Origin of the sequence: Winogradskyella sp., assembly GCF_028289625.1 — a bacterium.
Lineage (GTDB): Bacteria > Bacteroidota > Bacteroidia > Flavobacteriales > Flavobacteriaceae > Winogradskyella.
Window position 1 is genome coordinate 1 of the sequence record NZ_JANQOM010000032.1, and the last position, 19932, is coordinate 19932.

Below are 19932 nucleotides of genomic sequence, written 5' to 3' on the forward strand. Positions count from 1 at the left end.
TTCTTATCCTGCGAGAGTATTCAAAGGAATGAAGATGGCCGGAAGAATGGGTGGTGAAACAGTTAAAGTTCAAAATTTAAGAGTGTACAAAGTAGTTCCGGAAAAGAACTTACTTGTGGTTAAAGGCTGTGTTCCAGGACACAAAAACTCTTATGTAATTATTGAGAAATAATGAAAGTAGCAGTTTTAGATATAAACGGAAAAGATACGGGTAGAAAAGCTGAGCTTTCTAAAGACGTATTCGCTATTGAGCCTAATAATCATGCGGTGTATTTGGATGTTAAGCAATATTTGGCAAACCAAAGACAAGGAACGCACAAGGCTAAAGAAAGAGCAGAAATAGCAGGAAGTACACGTAAGATTAAAAAACAAAAAGGAACAGGTACTGCGCGTGCAGGTTCTATTAAGTCTGGTGTATTTAAAGGTGGTGGTCGTATGTTTGGTCCAAGGCCAAGAAATTACGGTTTTAAATTAAACAAAAACGTAAAGCGATTAGCACGTAAATCTGCATTAAGTATCAAAGCAAACGATAAGTCGATTTTGGTATTAGAGGATTTCAATTTTGATGCTCCAAAGACTAAAAATTTTATTGATGTTTTGAAGGCATTAGAGATTGACAACAAAAAATCTCTGTTTGTATTGGGTGACACGAATAATAATGTATATTTGTCGTCGCGCAATTTGAAAGGTTCTGACGTTATAACTAGTTCAGAATTAAGCACTTATAAGATAATGAACGCTAATAAATTGGTTCTGTTAGAAGGTGCATTAGAAGGAATTGAATCGAATTTAAGTAAATAGAACACAGATGAGTATCTTAATTAAACCGATTATCACAGAAAAAGCAACCATGCAAAGTGAGTTGTTAAATGCCTATGCATTTGAAGTGAACACAAAGGCGAACAAGGTAGAAATCAAAAAAGCAGTAGAAGCTGCTTATGGTGTTTCTGTTGAAAAAGTTCGTACTATAAATGTCCGTCCAGATAGAAGAACACGTTATACAAAAACGGGTATTCAACATGGTAAAACAAATGCTGTTAAAAAGGCAATTGTACAACTGGCGGAAGGTGAGACCATTGATTTATACGCTAACATGTAAGACTTATGTCAGTAAGAAAATTAAAACCGATCACATCAGCTCAGCGTTTTAGAGTAGTTAATGGATTTGACGCCATTACTACTGATAAGCCGGAGAAAAGCTTGCTTGCTCCGAAAAAAAGATCTGGTGGTAGAAACAGTCAAGGAAAAATGACCATGCGCTACATTGGTGGAGGTCATAAGAAGAAGTATCGTATCATTGATTTTAAACGTAATAAAACTGGTATTCCAGCTGAAGTTAAAACCATTGAGTACGATCCAAACAGAACAGCTTTTATAGCACTATTAAACTATCAAGATGGTGAGAAGAGATACATCATCGCTCAAAATGGTTTACAAGTAGGGCAAAATGTTGTGTCTGGTGAGAAAGGCATAGCTCCAGAAATTGGAAACGCAATGCCATTAAGTGAAATACCTTTGGGTACTATTATTTCTTGTATAGAGTTACGTCCTGGTCAAGGTGCTGTTATGGCACGTAGTGCAGGGGCATTTGCTCAGTTAATGGCAAGAGATGGAAAGTTTGCAACTATCAAATTACCATCAGGTGAAACAAGAATGGTATTAGCAGCGTGTATGGCTACGATAGGTGTTATTTCTAATTCAGATCATCAGTTAATTGTATCTGGTAAAGCAGGTAGAAGCAGATGGTTAGGAAGACGTCCACGTACAAGACCAGTTGTAATGAATCCGGTAGATCATCCAATGGGTGGTGGTGAAGGTAAATCTTCAGGGGGTCACCCAAGATCTAGAAACGGTATTCCTGCTAAAGGTTATAGAACACGTTCTAAGACGAAAGCGAGTAACAAGTATATTGTAGAACGTAGAAAGAAATAATTAAGATAGTATGGCACGTTCATTAAAAAAAGGACCTTATATCCACTATAAATTAGAAAAGAAAGTTGCTGAAAATGTAGCTTCGAACAAAAAGACAGTAATTAAGACTTGGTCTAGAGCATCAATGATTTCTCCAGATTTTGTTGGTCAGACAATAGCCGTTCATAATGGTCGTCAATTTGTACCAGTATACATTACTGAAAATATGGTAGGTCATAAATTAGGAGAATTTTCACCAACGCGATCATTCCGTGGTCACGCTGGAGCAAAAAATAAAGGTAAAAAATAAGAATCATGGGAAGTCGTAAAAAACAAATGGCGGAAGCTATTAAGGCTGAGAAGAAGCAAGTTGCTTTTGCCAAGCTAAATAACTGTCCTACATCTCCAAGAAAGATGCGTTTAGTTGCGGATTTGGTTAGAGGTGAAAAGGCCGAGAGAGCGCTTCAGATTCTTAGGTTTAGCCCTAAAGAGGCAGCTCGTCGTTTAGAGAAATTAGTCATGTCAGCCATTGCTAACTGGCAAGCTAAAAACGAAGATGCTGATGTTGAGGAAGCCAATCTTTACATTAAAGAAATTAGAGTAGACGGTGGAACAATGCTAAAGCGTTTACGCCCTGCACCTCAAGGTAGAGCACATAGAATTAGAAAGCGTTCTAATCACGTAACCGTGGTTATCGATGCATTAAATAAAACACAAAGCTAAGATAGAAGTATGGGACAAAAGACAAATCCAATCGGAAATCGTTTAGGTATTATCAGAGGATGGGAATCTAACTGGTATGGCGGAAATGATTATGGAGATAAACTTGCTGAGGATGATAAAATCCGTAAGTATATCCATGCGCGTTTATCTAAAGCTAGTGTGAGTAGAGTAATTATTGAGCGTACGCTTAAACTTGTAACCGTTACTATCACTACTGCTAGACCTGGTATTATTATCGGTAAAGGTGGTCAAGAGGTAGACAAGCTAAAAGAAGAGCTTAAAAAAATTACTGGTAAAGAAGTTCAATTGAACATCTTTGAAATTAAGAGACCTGAACTAGATGCACATTTAGTTGCAGCAAGTATTGCGCGTCAGATTGAAAGTAGAATCTCATACAGACGTGCAATAAAAATGGCTATCGCTGCAGCAATGCGTATGAATGCTGAAGGAATCAAAGTTCAAATTAGTGGTCGTTTAAACGGTGCTGAAATGGCACGTTCTGAGCACTACAAAGAAGGACGTATTCCGCTATCTACATTTAGAGCTGATATTGACTATGCTCTTGTTGAAGCACATACTACGTATGGTAGATTAGGTGTGAAAGTGTGGATTATGAAAGGCGAAGTCTATGGAAAAAGAGAATTGTCTCCATTAGTAGGTCTTTCTAAGCAAAAAGGAAAAGGTGGACGTGGTGGAAACAAAAACCAACGTCGTAGAAAGTAATTTTTTAAAGAAAAGAAAAAATGTTACAGCCTAAAAGAACAAAATTTCGTAAGCAGCAAAAAGGTCGTATGAAGGGTAATTCTGGAAGAGGACATTTGTTATCAAATGGGACTTTCGGAATCAAATCATTAGACTCGTCTTTTATAACGTCTCGTCAGATAGAAGCCGCACGTATTGCCGCTACACGTTACATGAAGAGAGAAGGTTCGTTATGGATTAAAATATTTCCAGACAAGCCAATCACAAAGAAACCTCTTGAAGTACGTATGGGTAAAGGTAAAGGTGCCGTGGAGTATTGGGCAGCTGTTGTAAAACCAGGACGCATATTATTCGAAGTAAGTGGTGTACCATTAGACGTTGCTCAAGAAGCATTGCGTTTAGCAGCACAAAAACTTCCTGTAAAAACTAAGTTTATCATAGCTAGAGATTACGAAGCATAATAAAAGGAATTATGAAGCAATCAGAAATTAAACAGCTTTCTACAGCTGAGTTACAAGAAAAACTTAGTGAGACAAAAAAGAGTTATGCTGACCTTAAAATGGCTCACGCGGTTTCTCCTTTAGAAAATCCAATCCAGTTGCGTACTGTAAGACGTACTGTAGCAAGATTGGCAACAGAATTAACTAAAAGAGACGAACAATAATTGTATTCTGCTGAAAGATGGAAAAAAGAAATTTAAGAAAAGAACGTATAGGAGTAGTTACCAGTAACAAAATGGAGAAATCCATTGTGGTTTCAGAGGTGAAGAAAGTAAAACACCCTATGTATGGAAAGTTCGTGTTAAAGACAAAGAAATATGTTGCGCACGACGAGAAAAATGACTGCAACGAAGGAGATACCGTAAAGATCATGGAAACAAGACCTTTAAGTAAATCGAAGTGTTGGAGATTAGTAGAAATAATTGAAAGAGCGAAGTAATTATGGTACAACAAGAATCAAGATTAAAAGTAGCTGACAATACAGGTGCAAAGGAAGTATTAACAATCCGTGTGCTTGGTGGAACAAAGAAGCGATATGCTTCTTTAGGAGACAAGATTGTAGTGTCTGTTAAAGATGCAACTCCAAACGGAAGTATCAAAAAAGGGGCTGTTTCAACTGCAGTTGTTGTACGCACAGCAAAAGAGGTAAGACGACCAGATGGCTCTTACATTAGATTTGACGATAACGCATGTGTACTCTTAAATCCACAAGGAGAAATGAGAGGTACACGTGTCTTTGGTCCTGTAGCTAGAGAACTTCGTGATAAACAATTCATGAAAATTGTATCATTAGCACCAGAAGTGCTTTAATTGATAAGTAAGATGACAAAGCTTAAAATAAAATCAGGAGATACGGTACAAGTCATTGCTGGAGACCATAAAGGATCAGAAGGTAAAGTACTTAAAGTATTTAAAGATAAGAACAAAGCCATTGTGGAAGGTGTTAATATGGTTAAGAAACATACGAAACCTAGTGCACAGAATCCTCAAGGTGGTATTGTTGAGAAAGAAGCATCTATTCATATTTCTAACTTGTCTTTATTAACAAGTAAAGGAGAAACTACAAGAGTGGGTTATAGAATGGATGGCGATAACAAAGTGAGATTTTCCAAAAAATCTAATGAAGTAATTTAATTATGGCTTACGTTGCAAGATTAAAACAAGAGTATAAGGACAAAGTTATTCCTGCTCTTACAGAAGAATTTGGATATAAGAATGTGATGCAAGTACCTAAGCTAGAAAAGATTGTAATTTCTAGAGGTGTTGGCGCAGCGGTAGCAGATAAGAAGTTAATTGACCATGCTGTTGATGAGTTAACAAAAATATCTGGACAAAAAGCAGTTGCTACGATTTCTAAGAAAGATGTTGCTTCATTTAAGTTACGTAAAGGCATGCCAATTGGTGCAAAAGTTACTTTACGAGGAGAGCAAATGTATGAGTTCTTAGATCGTTTAGTAACTACCGCTTTACCACGAGTAAGGGATTTTAACGGAATCAGAGCTACTGGTTTTGATGGCCGTGGAAATTACAACTTAGGTGTAACAGAACAAATCATTTTCCCAGAGATTGATATTGATAAGATCAACAAAATCTCAGGGATGGATATCACATTTGTGACTTCTGCTGAAACAGATAAAGAAGCGAAGTCCTTATTAACAGAACTAGGATTACCATTTAAAAAGAATTAATTATGGCTAAAGAATCAATGAAAGCTCGTGAGGTGAAGCGTGCTAAAACGGTTGCTAAATATGCTGAGAAAAGAAAAGCTTTAAAGGAAGCTGGTGATTATGAAGCATTGCAAAAGCTGCCAAAGAATGCATCACCAATACGTAAGCATAACCGTTGTAAACTTACAGGAAGACCAAAAGGTTATATGAGACAATTTGGTATCTCTCGTGTAACGTTTAGAGAAATGGCTAATAAAGGGTTGATTCCTGGAGTAAAAAAAGCAAGTTGGTAAAATTGTGAAGCGAATTAGCTTCTGTACAATTATCAATATAACTATTGTATAATCGGGATTTAGGTTCGAAAACATCGAAAACCAATTCCCTAAACTAAAAACTATGTACACAGATCCAATAGCGGATTATTTAACGCGAGTTAGAAATGCAGTAAAAGCTAACCACAGAGTTGTGGAGATTCCTGCTTCTAACTTAAAAAAGGAGATAACTAAAATATTGTTCGATCAGGGCTATATTTTAAGTTATAAGTTTGACGATTCTACAGTTCAGGGTACTATAAAGATTGCTTTAAAGTACAACAAGGATACTAAAGAGTCTGTCATTAAAAAAATTCAAAGAATCAGTAAACCAGGTTTACGTAAGTATGCTGGCGCTAACGAAATGCCGAGAGTATTAAATGGTCTTGGTATTGCTATTGTTTCAACCTCTCATGGCGTAATGACAGGTAAGCAAGCGCAAAGAGAAAATGTTGGCGGCGAAGTACTGTGTTACGTTTACTAAAACAGGAAATTATGTCAAGAATAGGTAAAAACCCAATTACAGTTCCTGAAGGTGTAACTGTAGAGATTAAGGACAACGTCATTACCACTAAAGGTAAGTTAGGTGAATTAACTCAAGAGTATTCAGATATTGAAATAAAATTTGAGGACGGTACAATTACACTAACGCGTCCATCTGAGAAGAAAGATCACAGAGCAAAGCACGGCTTGTACCGCGCATTAATTGCTAACATGATTGAAGGAGTATCACAAGGATTTACTAAAGAGTTAGAATTAGTAGGTGTTGGATACAGAGCTTCAAATCAAGGGCAGAAATTAGATTTAGCGATAGGCTTCTCTCATAATATTGTTATGTCAATAGCACCAGAGGTGAAGGTAGAAACAATTTCAGAGAAAGGTAAGAACCCGATCGTTAAATTAACGTCACATGATAAACAATTAGTTGGCCAAGTAGCCGCTAAAATCCGTAGCTTCCGTAAGCCAGAGCCTTACAAAGGAAAAGGTATCAAGTTTGTTGGTGAAGAAATTAGAAGAAAAGCAGGTAAATCAGCATAACAGGATTTACGATTGTAGATTTTAGAATTACGAAGTAAAACTTGTAAAAGAAAAAATCAAAAATCGTTAATCAAAAATCGTAAATCGATATGGCATTGACAAAGAACGAAAGAAGAACAAGAATAAAAAACAGAATACGTAAAGTAGTATCTGGTACTGAAGTAAGACCAAGATTATCTGTTTTTAGAAGCAATAAAGAAATTTATGCTCAAGTTGTGAATGATGTAACTGGTGAGACCATTGCTGCTGCATCTTCAAGAGACAAAGACATAGCGAAAGCTAAAGGAAACAAGACCGAAGTTGCTGCTTTAGTAGGTAAAGCTGTTGCGGAAAAAGCTATTAAGGCTGGTGTTGAAACTATTTCCTTTGATAGAGGTGGTTACTTATATCACGGAAGAGTAAAATCATTAGCAGAAGGTGCTAGAGAAGCCGGATTAAAATTTTAAGACATTATGTATCAAAAATATAAAAACGCAGAATTAGTAAAACCAGGTGGATTAGAATTAAAAGATCGCCTAGTTGGTGTACAGCGTGTAACTAAAGTAACAAAAGGTGGTAGAGCATTTGGTTTTTCAGCTATAGTTGTTGTAGGTGATGAAGCAGGAGTAGTAGGACATGGATTAGGAAAATCTAAAGATGTTGCTACTGCAATTGCTAAGGCTGTAGAAGATGCTAAGAAAAACTTAGTGAGAATTCCTATTGTGAAAGGTACATTACCACACGAGCAAAAAGGTAAGTATGGAGGTGCTAGAGTAAATATTATTCCAGCTGCACCTGGTACAGGAGTTATTGCAGGTGGAGCTGTAAGAACAGTACTTGAAGCTGTTGGTGTACATGATGTATTATCAAAGTCTCAAGGATCTTCTAACCCTCATAACGTAGTAAAAGCGACATTTGATGCTTTATTACAGCTAAGAGATGCTAAGGCAGTAGCAAGAGAGCGTGGAATTTCACTTGAAAAAGTATTTAAAGGATAATCTAGGACAAGATGGCAAAGATTAAAGTAACTAAAGTAAAGAGTGCAATCAATCGTACCAAAAGACAAAAGCTTACATTAGAAGCTTTAGGATTAAAAAGAATCGGTCAAGTAGTAGAGCACGATGCCACGCCAAGTATCCTTGGTATGGTGAAGAAAGTTGAACATTTAGTTTCTGTAGAAGAAGCTTAAAAATATACACTTAAAAATGGATTTAAGTAATTTAAAACCTGCAGAAGGTTCAGTAAAAAATCAAGGTAAGCGTGTAGGTCGTGGTCAAGGATCTGGAAAAGGCGGTACTGCTCGTAGAGGACATAAAGGTGCGAAGTCGCGCTCAGGTTATTCTAAGAAGTTAGGATTTGAAGGAGGACAAATGCCTTTGCAAAGACGTGTGCCTAAATACGGATTTAAGAATATTAACCGTGTGGAGTATCAAGGTGTTAACTTGGATACTTTACAAGAGTTGGTAGACGAAAAGAAGATTAAAGATACTGTAGATTTTGAAACACTTGTATCATTAGGAAAAGCTGGAAAGAATGATCTAGTTAAAATTCTAGGTAGAGGTGAATTAAAAACAAAATTAACAGTAACTGCTCATAAATTTACTGCTACGGCAAAAGCTGCTATTGAAGCTGCTGGTGGTGAAGCTGTAACTTTATAAGAAAGAATAAGGATGAAGATAATAGAAACATTAAAGAACGTCTGGAAAATCACTGAGCTTAAGGATAGAATTCTATTAACCTTAGGGTTATTATTAGTATATCGTTTTGGTGCTCAAGTAGTATTGCCAGGTGTTGATTTTCCTAAATTAGCGGAATTACAAGATTCAGCAGCACAAGGTGGATTATTATGGTTAATAAATGCCTTTACAGGTGGTGGTTTCTCTAACGCATCAGTATTTGCATTGGGTATTATGCCTTACATCTCTGCATCTATTGTGGTTCAGTTAATGGGTATTGCGATTCCTTATTTACAAAAGCTTCAGAAAGAAGGCGCTAGTGGTCAAAAGAAAATTACTCAGATAACACGTTGGTTAACAATTGGTATTTGTTTGGTACAAGCACCTGCATACTTAGGAACAATTCCTTCTTTATCAGGTCTGAACTCAATCAGCCAAATGTTAATTCCAGGTTTCTCTGAAGGTGTGTTCTACTTTTCGTCAGTAATTATATTGGTAACAGGCTGTGTATTTGCGATGTGGCTAGGTGAAAAGATTACGGATAAAGGAATTGGTAATGGTATCTCATTATTGATTATGGTCGGTATCATTGCGACTATGCCGCAATCATTCGCTCAAAATATGTTCTCTAGATTAGAAGGTGGAAACGGAGGATTTATGATGATCTTAATCGAGTTGGTGATATGGTTCTTAATCATTTTGGCATCAGTATTCTTAGTGATGGCAGTGCGCAAAATTGCTGTTCAATATGCAAGAAGAACAGCTTCTGGAGGTTATGAGAAAAATGTATTTGGATCACGTCAGTTCCTACCATTAAAGCTGAATGCTTCTGGTGTAATGCCAATTATATTTGCACAGGCAATTATGTTCGCACCTGCTTATATTGGTAGATTATTTGGGCCAGAGAGTGGAGTAGGTCAATGGATGCAAGCTAATTTTCAAGATATTTTCGGATTCTGGTACAACTTGGTATTCGGATTGTTAATTATAGTATTTACATACTTCTATACGGCAATTACTGTACCAACAAATAAAATGGCAGATGATTTAAAGCGTAGTGGCGGATTTATTCCAGGCATAAGACCAGGTACAGAAACAGCAGAATATCTAGATAAGATAATGTCTCAAATTACATTGCCAGGATCTATTTTCTTGGCATTAGTAGCAGTATTTCCGGCTTTTGTGTATCAATTAGTAGGAGTACAACAAGGTTGGGCATTATTCTTTGGTGGCACATCACTATTAATTATGGTGGGTGTGGCTATTGATACCATGCAACAGATTAATTCTTATTTATTGAATAAGCATTATGATGGCTTGATGAAAACAGGTAAAAACAGAAAATCTGTTACCACATAATTATAAAACCAATTTGGAAAGTTCAATGCTAAATTTTAGGCAAGGTATTTGTTAAATGAGAATTGAACACTAAAAATAATTTATGGCAAAGCAAGCGGCAATAGAACAAGACGGAACTATCATTGAAGCATTATCAAATGCAATGTTTCGTGTGGAATTAGAAAATGGTCACATCGTGACTGCACACATATCTGGTAAAATGCGTATGCATTACATTAAACTTTTACCAGGGGATAAAGTAAAATTAGAAATGAGTCCTTACGATTTAACGAAGGCTCGTATAACTTATAGATACTAAGAAGTTCAAAGTTCAAAGTTTAAAATTCAAAGTTTTTTGACCTTGAATTTTGAATACTGAATTATGAATTTTAAACTAAAAAAAGATGAAAGTAAGAGCATCAGTTAAAAAAAGAAGTGCCGATTGCAAATTGGTACGTCGTAAAGGAAGACTTTACGTTATTAATAAAAAGAATCCTAGATTCAAACAAAGACAAGGATAAAAGAAAAAGTCATTAGTAATTAGTAGTTAGATGAATCTGCTCGAAATAGAAATGTTTAGGATTCTAACAACTAAAAACTAACAGCTAAAAACTAAATTATATGGCAAGAATTGCAGGTGTAGACATACCAAAACAAAAAAGAGGAGTAGTGTCCTTAACTTATATCTATGGAATAGGTAGAAGTAGAGCTAAAGAAATTTTAGACACAGCTAAAGTTGACGAAGGCACAAAAGTACAAGATTGGACTGACGACCAAATCGGAGCTATCCGTGAAGCCGTTGGATCTTACAAAATCGAAGGTGAGTTACGTTCTGAAACCCAATTGAACATTAAGCGTTTAATGGACATTGGATGTTACAGAGGTATTCGTCATAGAGCTGGTCTTCCATTACGTGGACAACGTACTAAGAATAACTCCCGAACAAGAAAAGGTAGAAGAAAAACAGTTGCTAACAAGAAAAAAGTAACTAAATAATAACAGACAGTAGTCATTAGTAATTAGTAGTTAGATGAATCTGCTCGAAATAGAAATGTTTAGGATTCTAACAACTAAAAGCTAACACTAGAAACTAAAACATATGGCAAAGTCAAGCACAAAAAAACGTAAAGTAATAGTTGATGCAACAGGTGAGGCACACATTACAGCTTCATTCAATAACATCATCATTTCTTTAACAAATAAAAAGGGTGATGTTATCTCTTGGTCATCAGCTGGAAAAATGGGCTTCAGAGGTTCTAAAAAGAATACTCCTTATGCGGCACAGTTAGCAGCAGAAGATGCAGCAGAAACTGCAAAAGAAGCTGGTCTAAAGAAAGTAAAGGTTTATGTAAAAGGTCCTGGTAACGGTAGAGAATCTGCTATCAGATCTATACATAATGCAGGTATCGAAGTATCAGAAATCATTGATGTTACTCCAATGCCACATAATGGTTGTCGTCCACCAAAAAGACGTCGTGTTTAACCTGAACTAGTTTCAGGTTCTATTAAGATAAACTAATCTCAACAATAGGTGTTGAGATTAGTTTATTTTGCGTAAATTTGCAAACTGAAAAATTTGAAATAAATAAGTATCAACGAGAGACTTACGATTGTAGAAGGATAAGCTTAAGACCTTAATTTTAGAATCGCTCTCATAATTTAATTAAAATGGCAAGATATACTGGTCCTAAAACAAAAATCGCTCGTAAGTTTGGGCAACCTATCTTCGGAGACGACAAAGCCTTCGAAAAAAGAAATTACCCTCCAGGTCAACATGGAAATAACAGAAGACGTGGTAAAAAATCTGAATACGCTATTCAATTAGCAGAAAAGCAGAAAGCAAAATACACCTATGGTATTTTAGAACGTCAATTCAGAAACATGTTTAAGAGAGCAACTGCAGCTCAAGGTATTACAGGTGAGGTATTGTTACAATTATGTGAATCGCGTTTAGATAACGTTGTTTTCAGAATGGGTATCGCTCCTACAAGAAGTGGTGCAAGACAATTGGTATCTCACAGACATATTACAGTTAATGGTGAAAAGGTAAATATTCCTTCTTACCAATTAAAAGCTGGTGATGTTGTTGGAGTTAGAGAAAAGTCTAAGTCTTTAGAGACTATTCAAAACGCATTAACTAACTCTAGCAATGTTTACGAATGGATTACCTGGAATAACGATACTATGGAAGGAACATATGTGTCTGTTCCTGCGAGAATTCAGATTCCTGAGCAAATCAACGAGCAATTTATCGTTGAACTTTATTCTAAATAATAAATTAATCATATTGGGATTTAGCCAAAGGGTTTATTGGTCTTCTTCAAACTCATAGACCGCGCAACTAAATAGCAATTAAAACGAAGAACAAAAAATGGCAATATTAAATTTTCAGAAGCCTGACAAAGTAATCATGATCTCTTCAACTGATTTTGAAGGTAAGTTTGAATTCAGACCTTTAGAACCAGGATACGGATTAACAGTTGGTAATGCTTTACGTAGAGTATTATTATCATCTTTAGAAGGTTTTGCAATTACATCAGTGAGAATAGAAGGTGTAGATCACGAGTTTTCTACAATTTCTGGTGTAGTTGAAGATGTTACTGAAATGATTTTGAACTTAAAGCAGGTTAACTTTAAGCGTCAGATCGATGAAGTTGATAACGAAACCGTTACCATTTCAATTTCAGGGCAAGACCAAATCACTGCTGGTGATTTTCAAAAGTTTATTTCGGGTTTCCAAGTGTTAAATACAGATTTAGTTATCTGTAACCTAGATCCTAAAGTAAACATCAATATGGAGTTGACTATAGAGAAGGGAAGAGGTTATGTTCCTGCCGAAGAAAACAAAAAAGCTTCTGCACCAATAGGAACTATTTTTACGGACTCTATTTACACGCCAATAAAAAATGTTAAGTATAGTATCGAAAACTTCCGTGTTGAGCAAAAAACGGATTATGAAAAATTAGTTTTCGAAATTCAAACGGATGGATCTATTCATCCTAAGGATGCTTTAACAGAAGCTGCTAAAATATTAATTCACCACTTCATGTTATTCTCTGATGAGCGTATTACCCTTGAAGCGGATGAAATTGCACAGACAGAAACTTATGATGAAGAATCACTTCACATGAGACAATTATTGAAGACTAAATTAGTTGACATGGATCTTTCTGTACGTGCTTTAAACTGTCTAAAAGCAGCAGAAGTTGATACTTTAGGTGATTTAGTATCATTCAATAAAAACGACTTAATGAAATTCAGAAATTTTGGTAAGAAGTCTTTAACCGAACTAGAAGAGCTAGTAAACGTTAAGGGGCTTAATTTCGGAATGGATTTAAGCAAATATAAATTAGATAAAGACTAAATGTTTGTCATTCCTGTGTCACACTGAGCGCAGTCGAAGTGCAGCAGGAATCTCATTCAAATAGGAACAATTAATAATTAATCATATTTTGCTCTCCAGAGCTTTTACTCTCTGGATTTGGTAGCAAGATGATAAAACAAAAGTCATGAGACACGGAAAAAAATTCAACCATCTAGGTAGAAAGTCGGCACATAGAAAAGCAATGTTAGCTAATATGGCATGTTCTTTAATAGAACACAAGCGTATTAACACTACGACCGCTAAGGCAAAAGCTTTAAAGCAGTTTGTGGAGCCTTTGATCACAAAATCCAAGGAAGACACAACACACAACAGAAGGATCGTTATGTCTAGATTAAGACAAAAAGAAGCTGTTACGGAGTTGTTTAGAGATATTGCTGCAAAAGTAGGCGATCGTCCAGGCGGTTACACACGTATTATTAAGTTAGGAAACCGTTTAGGTGATAACGCAGATATGTCAATGATTGAGTTAGTGGATTACAATGAGCTTTACAATGCTGGTAAACCTGCTGCTAAGAAATCAACGCGTAGAAGCAGAAGAGGAGGTGGCAAGAAAGCTGCTACTGCTGTTCCACCAGTAGAAACTAAAGCGACTAACGAAGAAGAATAAATGTTAATAAGCATTTGATATATAAAGGGTAATCTATTTTAGGTTATCCTTTTTTTTATGGATTTTTGCAAAGTTTAATCTTTAATGTCATTTCGCATAGCCTTTACTGAGCAAAGTCGAAGTGAGTGAGGAACGAACGACGAAAAACCAAAGGTTAAGCAAAGCTAAATCCCACAAACTCATTTAACATAGGACTACAGAAATGAAATACAAACAAAGAAAGAAGGCACTTATTTTATTAGCTGACGGCACCATTTTTTATGGTAAATCTATTGGTAAAGAAGGTACAGCATTTGGTGAAGTATGCTTTAATACTGGAACAACAGGTTATCAGGAAATTTTCACAGATCCTTCGTATTATGGACAGTTAATGGTAACTACCAATGCGCATATAGGCAATTATGGTACTAAAGAAGACGAGAACCAATCGGATACTGTAAAAATAGCTGGATTAATTTGTAAAAATTTTAGTTTTGAGTATTCAAGACCTGCCGGAGATGCTTCTTTGGAAGATTATTTTGAGAAGCATAATACATTAGCAATAGCAGATGTAGATACACGAGCACTAGTGAGCTACATCAGAGATCATGGCGCTATGAATGCGGTAATTTCAACAGAAGTTGATAATATTGAAGGATTAAAAAAGCAATTGGCTGAGCAACCAAACATGGAAGGTTTAGAATTAGCATCTAAAGTTTCAACCAAAGCGCCTTATTACTATGGGAATGAGAATGCTACCTATAAGATTTCTGCATTAGATATAGGTATTAAAAAGAATATCCTTGAAAACTTAGCAACAAGAGATGCCTATGTAAAAGTATTTCCGCACAATTCCAAGTTTGAAGATTTAGAAGCTTTTAATCCTGATGGTTATTTTATTTCTAATGGACCTGGTGATCCAGAACCATTAGTTGAAGCACAAGCTGTAGCTAAAGAAATTATTTCTAGAAACAAACCGTTATTTGGAATTTGCTTAGGACATCAAGTGATTGCATTAGCCAATGGAATTTCAACCTATAAAATGCATAACGGTCATAGAGGAATCAACCACCCAGTCAAAAACTTAATTACTGGTAAAGGTGAAATAACCTCTCAAAATCATGGTTTTGCGATTAACAGAGAAGAGACTGAAGCTAATGCTAATGTTGAGATTACGCACGTGCATCTTAATGATAATACGGTAGCTGGTATTAAGATTAAAGATAAAAACTGCTTCTCGGTGCAGTACCATCCCGAGGCGAGTCCTGGACCAAATGATTCTATATATTTGTTTGATCAATTTATAGAAAATATTAAAAACGCTTAATGGAAGAAACGCAACAAAATTTAAATTTCGTTGCGTTTTTTTAGTTTCGAAAACATTATCGTAAATATTAATCGCAATTATGATTTTTGTTCTGTTTTGCGGTACATATTTTCGTAATTTTGACTTGCAAAAGTAAGTCATACTGTCCCGATAGCTGTTGGGATGTTTCAGTATCATTTGTATTTTATAAATAACTAAAACCAATTTAAAGATGAGCATTATAGTTAATGTACACGCAAGACAAATTTTAGATTCTAGAGGTAATCCTACCGTAGAAGTTGATGTGGTTACCGAAAGCGGAATTATGGGAAGAGCTGCTGTGCCTTCAGGAGCTTCTACTGGAGAGCACGAAGCTGTAGAGTTGAGAGATGGCGGTGATACGTATATGGGCAAAGGCGTTTCAAAAGCTGTTGAGAATGTTAATTCTATTATCGCTCAGGAGTTATTGGGCGTGTCTGTATTTGAACAAAATGCCATTGATGAATTAATGATAGAATTAGACGGCACAAAGAACAAATCAAAATTAGGTGCTAATGCCATATTAGGTGTGTCTTTAGCAGTTGCCAAAGCCGCGGCTAACGAATTGGGTATGCCACTTTACAGATATGTAGGAGGTGTTTCAGCTAATACATTACCAGTACCAATGATGAATATTATTAACGGAGGTTCGCACAGTGATGCTCCAATTGCTTTTCAGGAATTTATGATTATGCCTGTAAAAGCCAAAGATTTTACGCATGCCATGCAAATGGGAACCGAAATTTTCCATAATCTAAAGAAAGTATTACATGATAGAGGTCTAAGTACTGCTGTGGGTGATGAAGGTGGATTTGCACCAAATTTAGCTGGCGGAACTGAAGATGCTTTAGACTCAATAAAACTAGCGGTAGAAAAAGCAGGCTATACTTTTGGAGAGGATATAAAGATTGCCTTAGACTGTGCAGCTGCTGAGTTTTATAAAGATGGAAAATATGATTACACTATTTTTGAGGGTGACAAAGGTGTGGTTAGAACAAGTGCAGAACAAGCCGAATATATTGCTGAGTTGGCTTCTAAATATCCAATTATCTCAATTGAAGATGGTATGGATGAAAATGACTGGGACGGATGGAAGTTACTAACCGATAAAATAGGTGATAGCGTCCAATTGGTAGGAGATGATTTATTTGTGACTAATGTAGAACGTTTGTCTCGAGGTATAGAAAATGGTATTGCAAACTCTATTTTAATTAAGGTAAATCAAATAGGTTCTTTAACAGAAACTATAGCCGCAGTTAATATGGCAAAAAATGCAGGCTACACCTCTGTAATGTCTCACAGATCTGGAGAAACAGAAGATAATACTATAGCCGATTTAGCAGTGGCTTTAAATACAGGTCAGATTAAAACAGGTTCTGCATCGCGTAGCGACCGTATGGCAAAATACAACCAGTTATTACGTATAGAAGAAGAATTAGGCGATGTGGCTTACTTTCCACAAGAAAAGGCTTTCAAAGTGAAATGATTTTTTTAAAAATAAAACTCATCAAAACCTATCCATTAACTTGGATAGGTTTTTTATTTTAAAAGGTATATAATAAGCCGTTAGTGAATTCAAATTGTGTTTTTGGTACATCAGGTGTCACAGGAAAAGCATCATGAAAGAAATTAAAGTTCGCTTTAAAAGCTAAATCTTCAAAAATCTTAAATAGTAACGATGTATTACTCGAAAAACGATAATCATTAAACCCATCTATTCTCGGTTGATAATAACTTGTACTGATTATAGTAATGGTTTCAGTAGGATATAAACTAAAGGACAAATAAGTACTACCTCTAATATCGCGTTGTATACGATTTGGAATAGGATTTGATGCCTGTTCATATTCATACATAATTAAAGCACCCAAATAGAACCTGTAGTTATCATCTTTTGTCAATTTAAAACGTGGGCCAGTACCCAACAGGCCTCTAAAACCAATTTCGGAAATGGCATCGTACTGCCCTTGTGCAAAAACTTCCCATTTAATTCTTTCGGAAATTCTTCGATTATATCTAAGGTGCTGCGTGCCACGATTTACTAGAGAATTGTCCTCAATCTTTTGAAGGTTAAGATCATTAACAAACAACCAAAAGTCAATATCATTGTCATATTGAATATGGGCTTTATTGGCAATTCTAAAAATGTCATTGGTGTTTTTAATCAGTGATACATCCAAGCTCACCGAACCTATCCACTTTGTAGAATCACTGGGTCTGCGTAAAGACTCAACATTGATGACTTGCGAAAAGCATGAAGAACTGATTAAAAAAAAGAAAATCCTGAGGTAATTCATCATTAACAGTTAGCGAAGCAAAATTAACAATAATGCTGTTCTATTCAACATAGTGACGCTTAAAACGCTACAATTTCATTATAAAAAAGTTGTACTGTTGAAGCTGTTTTTGTCAAAGACCATTATTGTTAAATCGGTTATAAATCTACTTCCGAAATCGTTTGAGATTTCGTAAATTTACAATCCTTAAAAATTCACAAAAAACAAGTAAAAATATGTCAGATAAAGCTACCTTAGAAATTAATGGTAATAAATACGAATTTCCTTTAATAGTAGGGACAGAAAATGAAGTTGCTATTGATGTTAAAACCTTAAGAAATGCAACAGGAGGAGTAATTACCATTGATCCGGGTTATAAAAATACTGGAAGTTGTGAAAGTGCCATTACATTTTTAGATGGTGAAAAGGGAATTCTAAGGTACAGAGGTTATTCTATAGAAGAATTGGCAGAAAAGGCAGATTTTCTTGAAGTGGCTTATCTTTTGATTTTTGGTGAATTACCAACTCAGGAGCAATTAGATAAATTTCATTCGGACATAAAACATCATTCTGTAGTTAGTGAAGATGTAAAGAAGATTATAGACGCTTTTCCTGTTTCTGCTCATCCAATGGGAGTCTTATCGTCACTTACTAGTGCATTAACAGCATTTAATCCTACTTCTGTTGATGTAAATTCAGAGGAAGCTATGTATAATGCCATAGTACGAATTATGGGTAAGTTTCCTGTTTTGGTGGCTTGGACCATGCGTAAAAAAAATGGTCTACCGCTCGAATATGGCGATGATAATCTCGGATATGTAGAGAATGTGTTAAAGATGATGTTCAAAAGCCCAAATAAAGAATATGAGCAAAATCCAATTCTAATAAATGCACTAGACAAATTGCTTATTCTTCATGCTGATCATGAGCAAAATTGTTCTACATCGACCGTAAGAATTACTGGCTCGTCCCATGCGGGTTTATTTGTGTCTTTGGCCTCAGGTATTTCTGCACTTTGGGGACCGTTGCATGGAGGTGCTAACCAAGCGGTATTAGAAATGTTAGAAGCTATCAAAGCTGATGGTGGCGATACTAAAAAATATATGGCTAAGGCTAAAGATAAGAATGATGTTTTCCGATTAATGGGCTTTGGTCATCGTGTTTATAAAAACTTTGACCCTAGAGCAAAAATTATTAAAGTAGCTGCTGACGAGGTTTTAGGGGATTTAGGTGTTGAAGACCCAATTTTGGATATTGCTAAAGGACTAGAAAAAGAGGCCTTAGAAGATCAATACTTTGTTGACAGAAAGTTATATCCTAATGTTGATTTTTATTCAGGTATTATCTATAGAGCGATGGGTATACCTGTAGAAATGTTTACGGTAATGTTTGCTTTAGGACGTTTACCAGGTTGGATTGCACAATGGCGCGAGATGCGTTTGCGCAAAGAACCCATTGGTCGACCTAGACAACTTTATGTAGGTGAGACTTACAGACCGTTTAGATCCATTAATGAACGATAATTAAAAATAATTGTCGAAAAGCTTCATAAACCTATGAAGCTTTTTACTTTATACACTTCATGAGATTAAACATACAAAACGAAACTTCGCGTCTTAGAGCCGTAATTTTAGGGACTGCAGAAAGTAATGGTCCTACACCCAAAGTTGAAGAGTGTTACGATCCTAAAAGTCGTCAACATGTTTTGGCAGGAACTTATCCTTTAGAAGCCGATATGATGAAGGAAATGGATGCTGTTGCTAAGGTGTTAGAGAAATACAATGTTAAGGTGTATAGGCCAGAAGTCATAAAGGATTACAATCAAATTTTTGCCAGAGATATTTCTTTTGTGATTGATGACAAAATTATTATTGCCAATATTTTACCTGATCGTAAGAATGAAGTTGAGGCTACTGAATACGTTTGGACCAATGTTGATAAATCCAATAGAATTATATTACCAGACGAATGTCACGTAGAGGGTGGTGATGTTATGCCTTGGAACGATTATATCTTCATAGGTACTTATTCAGGGGAGGATTATCCAAATTATATAACTGCACGTACTAATATTCAGGCTGTTAAGGCCATTCAAGACTTATTTCCTAACAAAACGGTCAAAGCCTTCGAGTTAAGAAAATCTAATACGGACCCATACAATAATGCGCTGCATTTGGACTGTTGTTTTCAGCCAATAGGTAAGGATAAAGCCATTATTCATAAAAATGGGTTTTTAGTTGAAAGCGAATACCAATGGCTAGTGGACTATTTTGGAAAGGAAAACGTTTTTGAAATTTCAAAAGACGAAATGTACGATATGAATAGTAATATCTTTTCAATCTCTGAGGATATTATTATCTCAGAACAAAACTTCACTAGACTTAATACTTGGTTGAGGGAAAATGGGTTCACTGTAGAAGAAGTCCCTTATGCGGAGATAGCAAAGCAGGAAGGTTTATTGCGATGTTCTACCATGCCTTTGATTAGAGATTAAC

The 19932-nt window shown here is 35.8% G+C and carries 32 protein-coding genes and 1 pseudogene; 32 read left to right on the top strand and 1 reads right to left on the bottom strand.

All coding sequences use genetic code 11. From position 1 onward, the window contains the following. From Q0992_RS06545 to eno, 30 genes and pseudogenes are all read left to right on the top strand, one after another. Positions 1 to 172, top strand: a pseudogene (locus Q0992_RS06545) (50S ribosomal protein L3); the annotation flags it as partial. Beyond that, positions 172 to 801, top strand: coding sequence for a 50S ribosomal protein L4 (gene rplD / locus Q0992_RS06550; RefSeq protein ID WP_299521544.1), 630 nt, complete (start codon positions 172 to 174; stop codon positions 799 to 801). The pseudogene Q0992_RS06545 and the gene rplD, both read left to right, overlap by 1 nt. Before the next feature lie 7 nt (positions 802 to 808). Further along, on the top strand, positions 809 to 1099 hold the full coding sequence (gene rplW / locus Q0992_RS06555) for a 50S ribosomal protein L23 (RefSeq protein WP_111685495.1): 291 nt from the start codon (positions 809 to 811) through the stop codon (positions 1097 to 1099). A gap of 5 nt (positions 1100 to 1104) precedes the next feature. Continuing rightward, entirely contained in the window at positions 1105 to 1932 is an 828-nt protein-coding gene (gene rplB / locus Q0992_RS06560) for a 50S ribosomal protein L2 (protein WP_299521545.1), read from the top strand. Between the two features lie 10 nt (positions 1933 to 1942). After that, the gene (rpsS, locus tag Q0992_RS06565; RefSeq protein ID WP_111685493.1) at positions 1943 to 2221 is read left to right on the top strand and encodes a 30S ribosomal protein S19; all 279 of its coding nucleotides are present in this window, start codon (positions 1943 to 1945) and stop codon (positions 2219 to 2221) included. Positions 2222 to 2226: 5 nt separating this feature from the next. After that, on the top strand, positions 2227 to 2634 hold the full coding sequence (gene rplV / locus Q0992_RS06570; RefSeq protein WP_299521546.1) for a 50S ribosomal protein L22: 408 nt from the start codon (positions 2227 to 2229) through the stop codon (positions 2632 to 2634). 9 nt (positions 2635 to 2643) lie between these two features. Continuing rightward, positions 2644 to 3357 carry a 30S ribosomal protein S3 gene (gene rpsC / locus Q0992_RS06575; RefSeq protein ID WP_076620335.1) on the top strand — a complete coding sequence of 238 codons (714 nt, stop codon included), beginning with the start codon at positions 2644 to 2646 and terminating at the stop codon, positions 3355 to 3357. Positions 3358 to 3377: 20 nt separating this feature from the next. Next, positions 3378 to 3797: a 50S ribosomal protein L16 gene (gene rplP / locus Q0992_RS06580; protein WP_299361178.1), complete on the top strand. Its 420-nt coding sequence runs from the start codon at positions 3378 to 3380 to the stop codon at positions 3795 to 3797. An 11-nt stretch (positions 3798 to 3808) separates the two neighbouring features. Then, the gene (gene rpmC, locus Q0992_RS06585) at positions 3809 to 4000 is read left to right on the top strand and encodes a 50S ribosomal protein L29 (RefSeq protein WP_299361176.1); all 192 of its coding nucleotides are present in this window, start codon (positions 3809 to 3811) and stop codon (positions 3998 to 4000) included. A 17-nt stretch (positions 4001 to 4017) separates the two neighbouring features. Then, complete coding sequence (gene rpsQ, locus Q0992_RS06590) at positions 4018 to 4275, top strand: 30S ribosomal protein S17 (RefSeq protein WP_111685488.1); 258 nt, start codon at positions 4018 to 4020, stop codon at positions 4273 to 4275. 2 nt (positions 4276 to 4277) lie between these two features. Further along, entirely contained in the window at positions 4278 to 4646 is a 369-nt protein-coding gene (gene rplN / locus Q0992_RS06595; protein ID WP_208154601.1) for a 50S ribosomal protein L14, read from the top strand. 12 nt (positions 4647 to 4658) lie between these two features. Next, positions 4659 to 4970 (top strand): 50S ribosomal protein L24, encoded by a 312-nt coding sequence (rplX, locus tag Q0992_RS06600; protein ID WP_299521547.1) that lies wholly within the window; start codon positions 4659 to 4661, stop codon positions 4968 to 4970. A gap of 2 nt (positions 4971 to 4972) precedes the next feature. Continuing rightward, positions 4973 to 5524 carry a 50S ribosomal protein L5 gene (gene rplE, locus Q0992_RS06605; RefSeq protein ID WP_299521548.1) on the top strand — a complete coding sequence of 184 codons (552 nt, stop codon included), beginning with the start codon at positions 4973 to 4975 and terminating at the stop codon, positions 5522 to 5524. Positions 5525 to 5526: 2 nt separating this feature from the next. Next, positions 5527 to 5796, top strand: a complete 270-nt coding sequence (gene rpsN, locus Q0992_RS06610; protein WP_299361157.1) for a 30S ribosomal protein S14 — start codon at positions 5527 to 5529, stop codon at positions 5794 to 5796. 103 nt (positions 5797 to 5899) lie between these two features. After that, a complete protein-coding gene (gene rpsH / locus Q0992_RS06615) occupies positions 5900 to 6298 on the top strand; it encodes a 30S ribosomal protein S8 (RefSeq protein ID WP_299521549.1) in 399 nt (132 codons plus the stop codon). A gap of 11 nt (positions 6299 to 6309) precedes the next feature. After that, positions 6310 to 6852, top strand: coding sequence for a 50S ribosomal protein L6 (gene rplF / locus Q0992_RS06620; RefSeq protein WP_299521550.1), 543 nt, complete (start codon positions 6310 to 6312; stop codon positions 6850 to 6852). Between the two features lie 89 nt (positions 6853 to 6941). Further along, the gene (gene rplR / locus Q0992_RS06625; RefSeq protein WP_299521551.1) at positions 6942 to 7298 is read left to right on the top strand and encodes a 50S ribosomal protein L18; all 357 of its coding nucleotides are present in this window, start codon (positions 6942 to 6944) and stop codon (positions 7296 to 7298) included. Between the two features lie 6 nt (positions 7299 to 7304). Beyond that, positions 7305 to 7829: a 30S ribosomal protein S5 gene (rpsE, locus tag Q0992_RS06630; RefSeq protein ID WP_299521552.1), complete on the top strand. Its 525-nt coding sequence runs from the start codon at positions 7305 to 7307 to the stop codon at positions 7827 to 7829. A gap of 11 nt (positions 7830 to 7840) precedes the next feature. Further along, positions 7841 to 8020 (top strand): 50S ribosomal protein L30, encoded by a 180-nt coding sequence (gene rpmD / locus Q0992_RS06635; RefSeq protein WP_111685480.1) that lies wholly within the window; start codon positions 7841 to 7843, stop codon positions 8018 to 8020. A gap of 16 nt (positions 8021 to 8036) precedes the next feature. Next, a complete protein-coding gene (gene rplO, locus Q0992_RS06640) occupies positions 8037 to 8489 on the top strand; it encodes a 50S ribosomal protein L15 (RefSeq protein ID WP_299521553.1) in 453 nt (150 codons plus the stop codon). Between the two features lie 12 nt (positions 8490 to 8501). Continuing rightward, the gene (gene secY, locus Q0992_RS06645; protein WP_299521554.1) at positions 8502 to 9866 is read left to right on the top strand and encodes a preprotein translocase subunit SecY; all 1365 of its coding nucleotides are present in this window, start codon (positions 8502 to 8504) and stop codon (positions 9864 to 9866) included. A gap of 82 nt (positions 9867 to 9948) precedes the next feature. Further along, positions 9949 to 10164, top strand: a complete 216-nt coding sequence (infA, locus tag Q0992_RS06650) for a translation initiation factor IF-1 (RefSeq protein ID WP_007094967.1) — start codon at positions 9949 to 9951, stop codon at positions 10162 to 10164. A gap of 85 nt (positions 10165 to 10249) precedes the next feature. After that, positions 10250 to 10366: a type B 50S ribosomal protein L36 gene (gene ykgO, locus Q0992_RS06655; RefSeq protein ID WP_008269159.1), complete on the top strand. Its 117-nt coding sequence runs from the start codon at positions 10250 to 10252 to the stop codon at positions 10364 to 10366. Positions 10367 to 10466: 100 nt separating this feature from the next. Next, positions 10467 to 10841 carry a 30S ribosomal protein S13 gene (rpsM, locus tag Q0992_RS06660; RefSeq protein WP_299521555.1) on the top strand — a complete coding sequence of 125 codons (375 nt, stop codon included), beginning with the start codon at positions 10467 to 10469 and terminating at the stop codon, positions 10839 to 10841. Positions 10842 to 10944: 103 nt separating this feature from the next. Next, the gene (gene rpsK / locus Q0992_RS06665) at positions 10945 to 11328 is read left to right on the top strand and encodes a 30S ribosomal protein S11 (RefSeq protein ID WP_299521556.1); all 384 of its coding nucleotides are present in this window, start codon (positions 10945 to 10947) and stop codon (positions 11326 to 11328) included. Between the two features lie 185 nt (positions 11329 to 11513). Next, positions 11514 to 12119, top strand: a complete 606-nt coding sequence (gene rpsD, locus Q0992_RS06670) for a 30S ribosomal protein S4 (RefSeq protein ID WP_299521557.1) — start codon at positions 11514 to 11516, stop codon at positions 12117 to 12119. 97 nt (positions 12120 to 12216) lie between these two features. After that, positions 12217 to 13209, top strand: coding sequence for a DNA-directed RNA polymerase subunit alpha (locus Q0992_RS06675; protein WP_111685475.1), 993 nt, complete (start codon positions 12217 to 12219; stop codon positions 13207 to 13209). Between the two features lie 145 nt (positions 13210 to 13354). Next, the gene (rplQ, locus tag Q0992_RS06680) at positions 13355 to 13837 is read left to right on the top strand and encodes a 50S ribosomal protein L17 (protein WP_299521558.1); all 483 of its coding nucleotides are present in this window, start codon (positions 13355 to 13357) and stop codon (positions 13835 to 13837) included. A gap of 202 nt (positions 13838 to 14039) precedes the next feature. After that, on the top strand, positions 14040 to 15143 hold the full coding sequence (gene carA, locus Q0992_RS06685; protein WP_299521559.1) for a glutamine-hydrolyzing carbamoyl-phosphate synthase small subunit: 1104 nt from the start codon (positions 14040 to 14042) through the stop codon (positions 15141 to 15143). Between the two features lie 211 nt (positions 15144 to 15354). Continuing rightward, entirely contained in the window at positions 15355 to 16647 is a 1293-nt protein-coding gene (gene eno / locus Q0992_RS06690) for a phosphopyruvate hydratase (RefSeq protein WP_299521560.1), read from the top strand. A gap of 58 nt (positions 16648 to 16705) precedes the next feature. Here the strand turns inward: eno and Q0992_RS06695 are convergent, their stop codons facing one another. After that, positions 16706 to 17461 (bottom strand): DUF481 domain-containing protein, encoded by a 756-nt coding sequence (locus Q0992_RS06695; protein WP_299521561.1) that lies wholly within the window; start codon positions 17459 to 17461, stop codon positions 16706 to 16708. A gap of 212 nt (positions 17462 to 17673) precedes the next feature. On the opposite strand from Q0992_RS06695, the gene Q0992_RS06700 reads away from it, so the two are divergent. Next, complete coding sequence (locus Q0992_RS06700; RefSeq protein WP_299521562.1) at positions 17674 to 18960, top strand: citrate synthase; 1287 nt, start codon at positions 17674 to 17676, stop codon at positions 18958 to 18960. A gap of 59 nt (positions 18961 to 19019) precedes the next feature. Continuing rightward, entirely contained in the window at positions 19020 to 19931 is a 912-nt protein-coding gene (locus Q0992_RS06705) for a dimethylarginine dimethylaminohydrolase family protein (protein ID WP_299521563.1), read from the top strand. Position 19932: the final 1 nt, after the last annotated feature.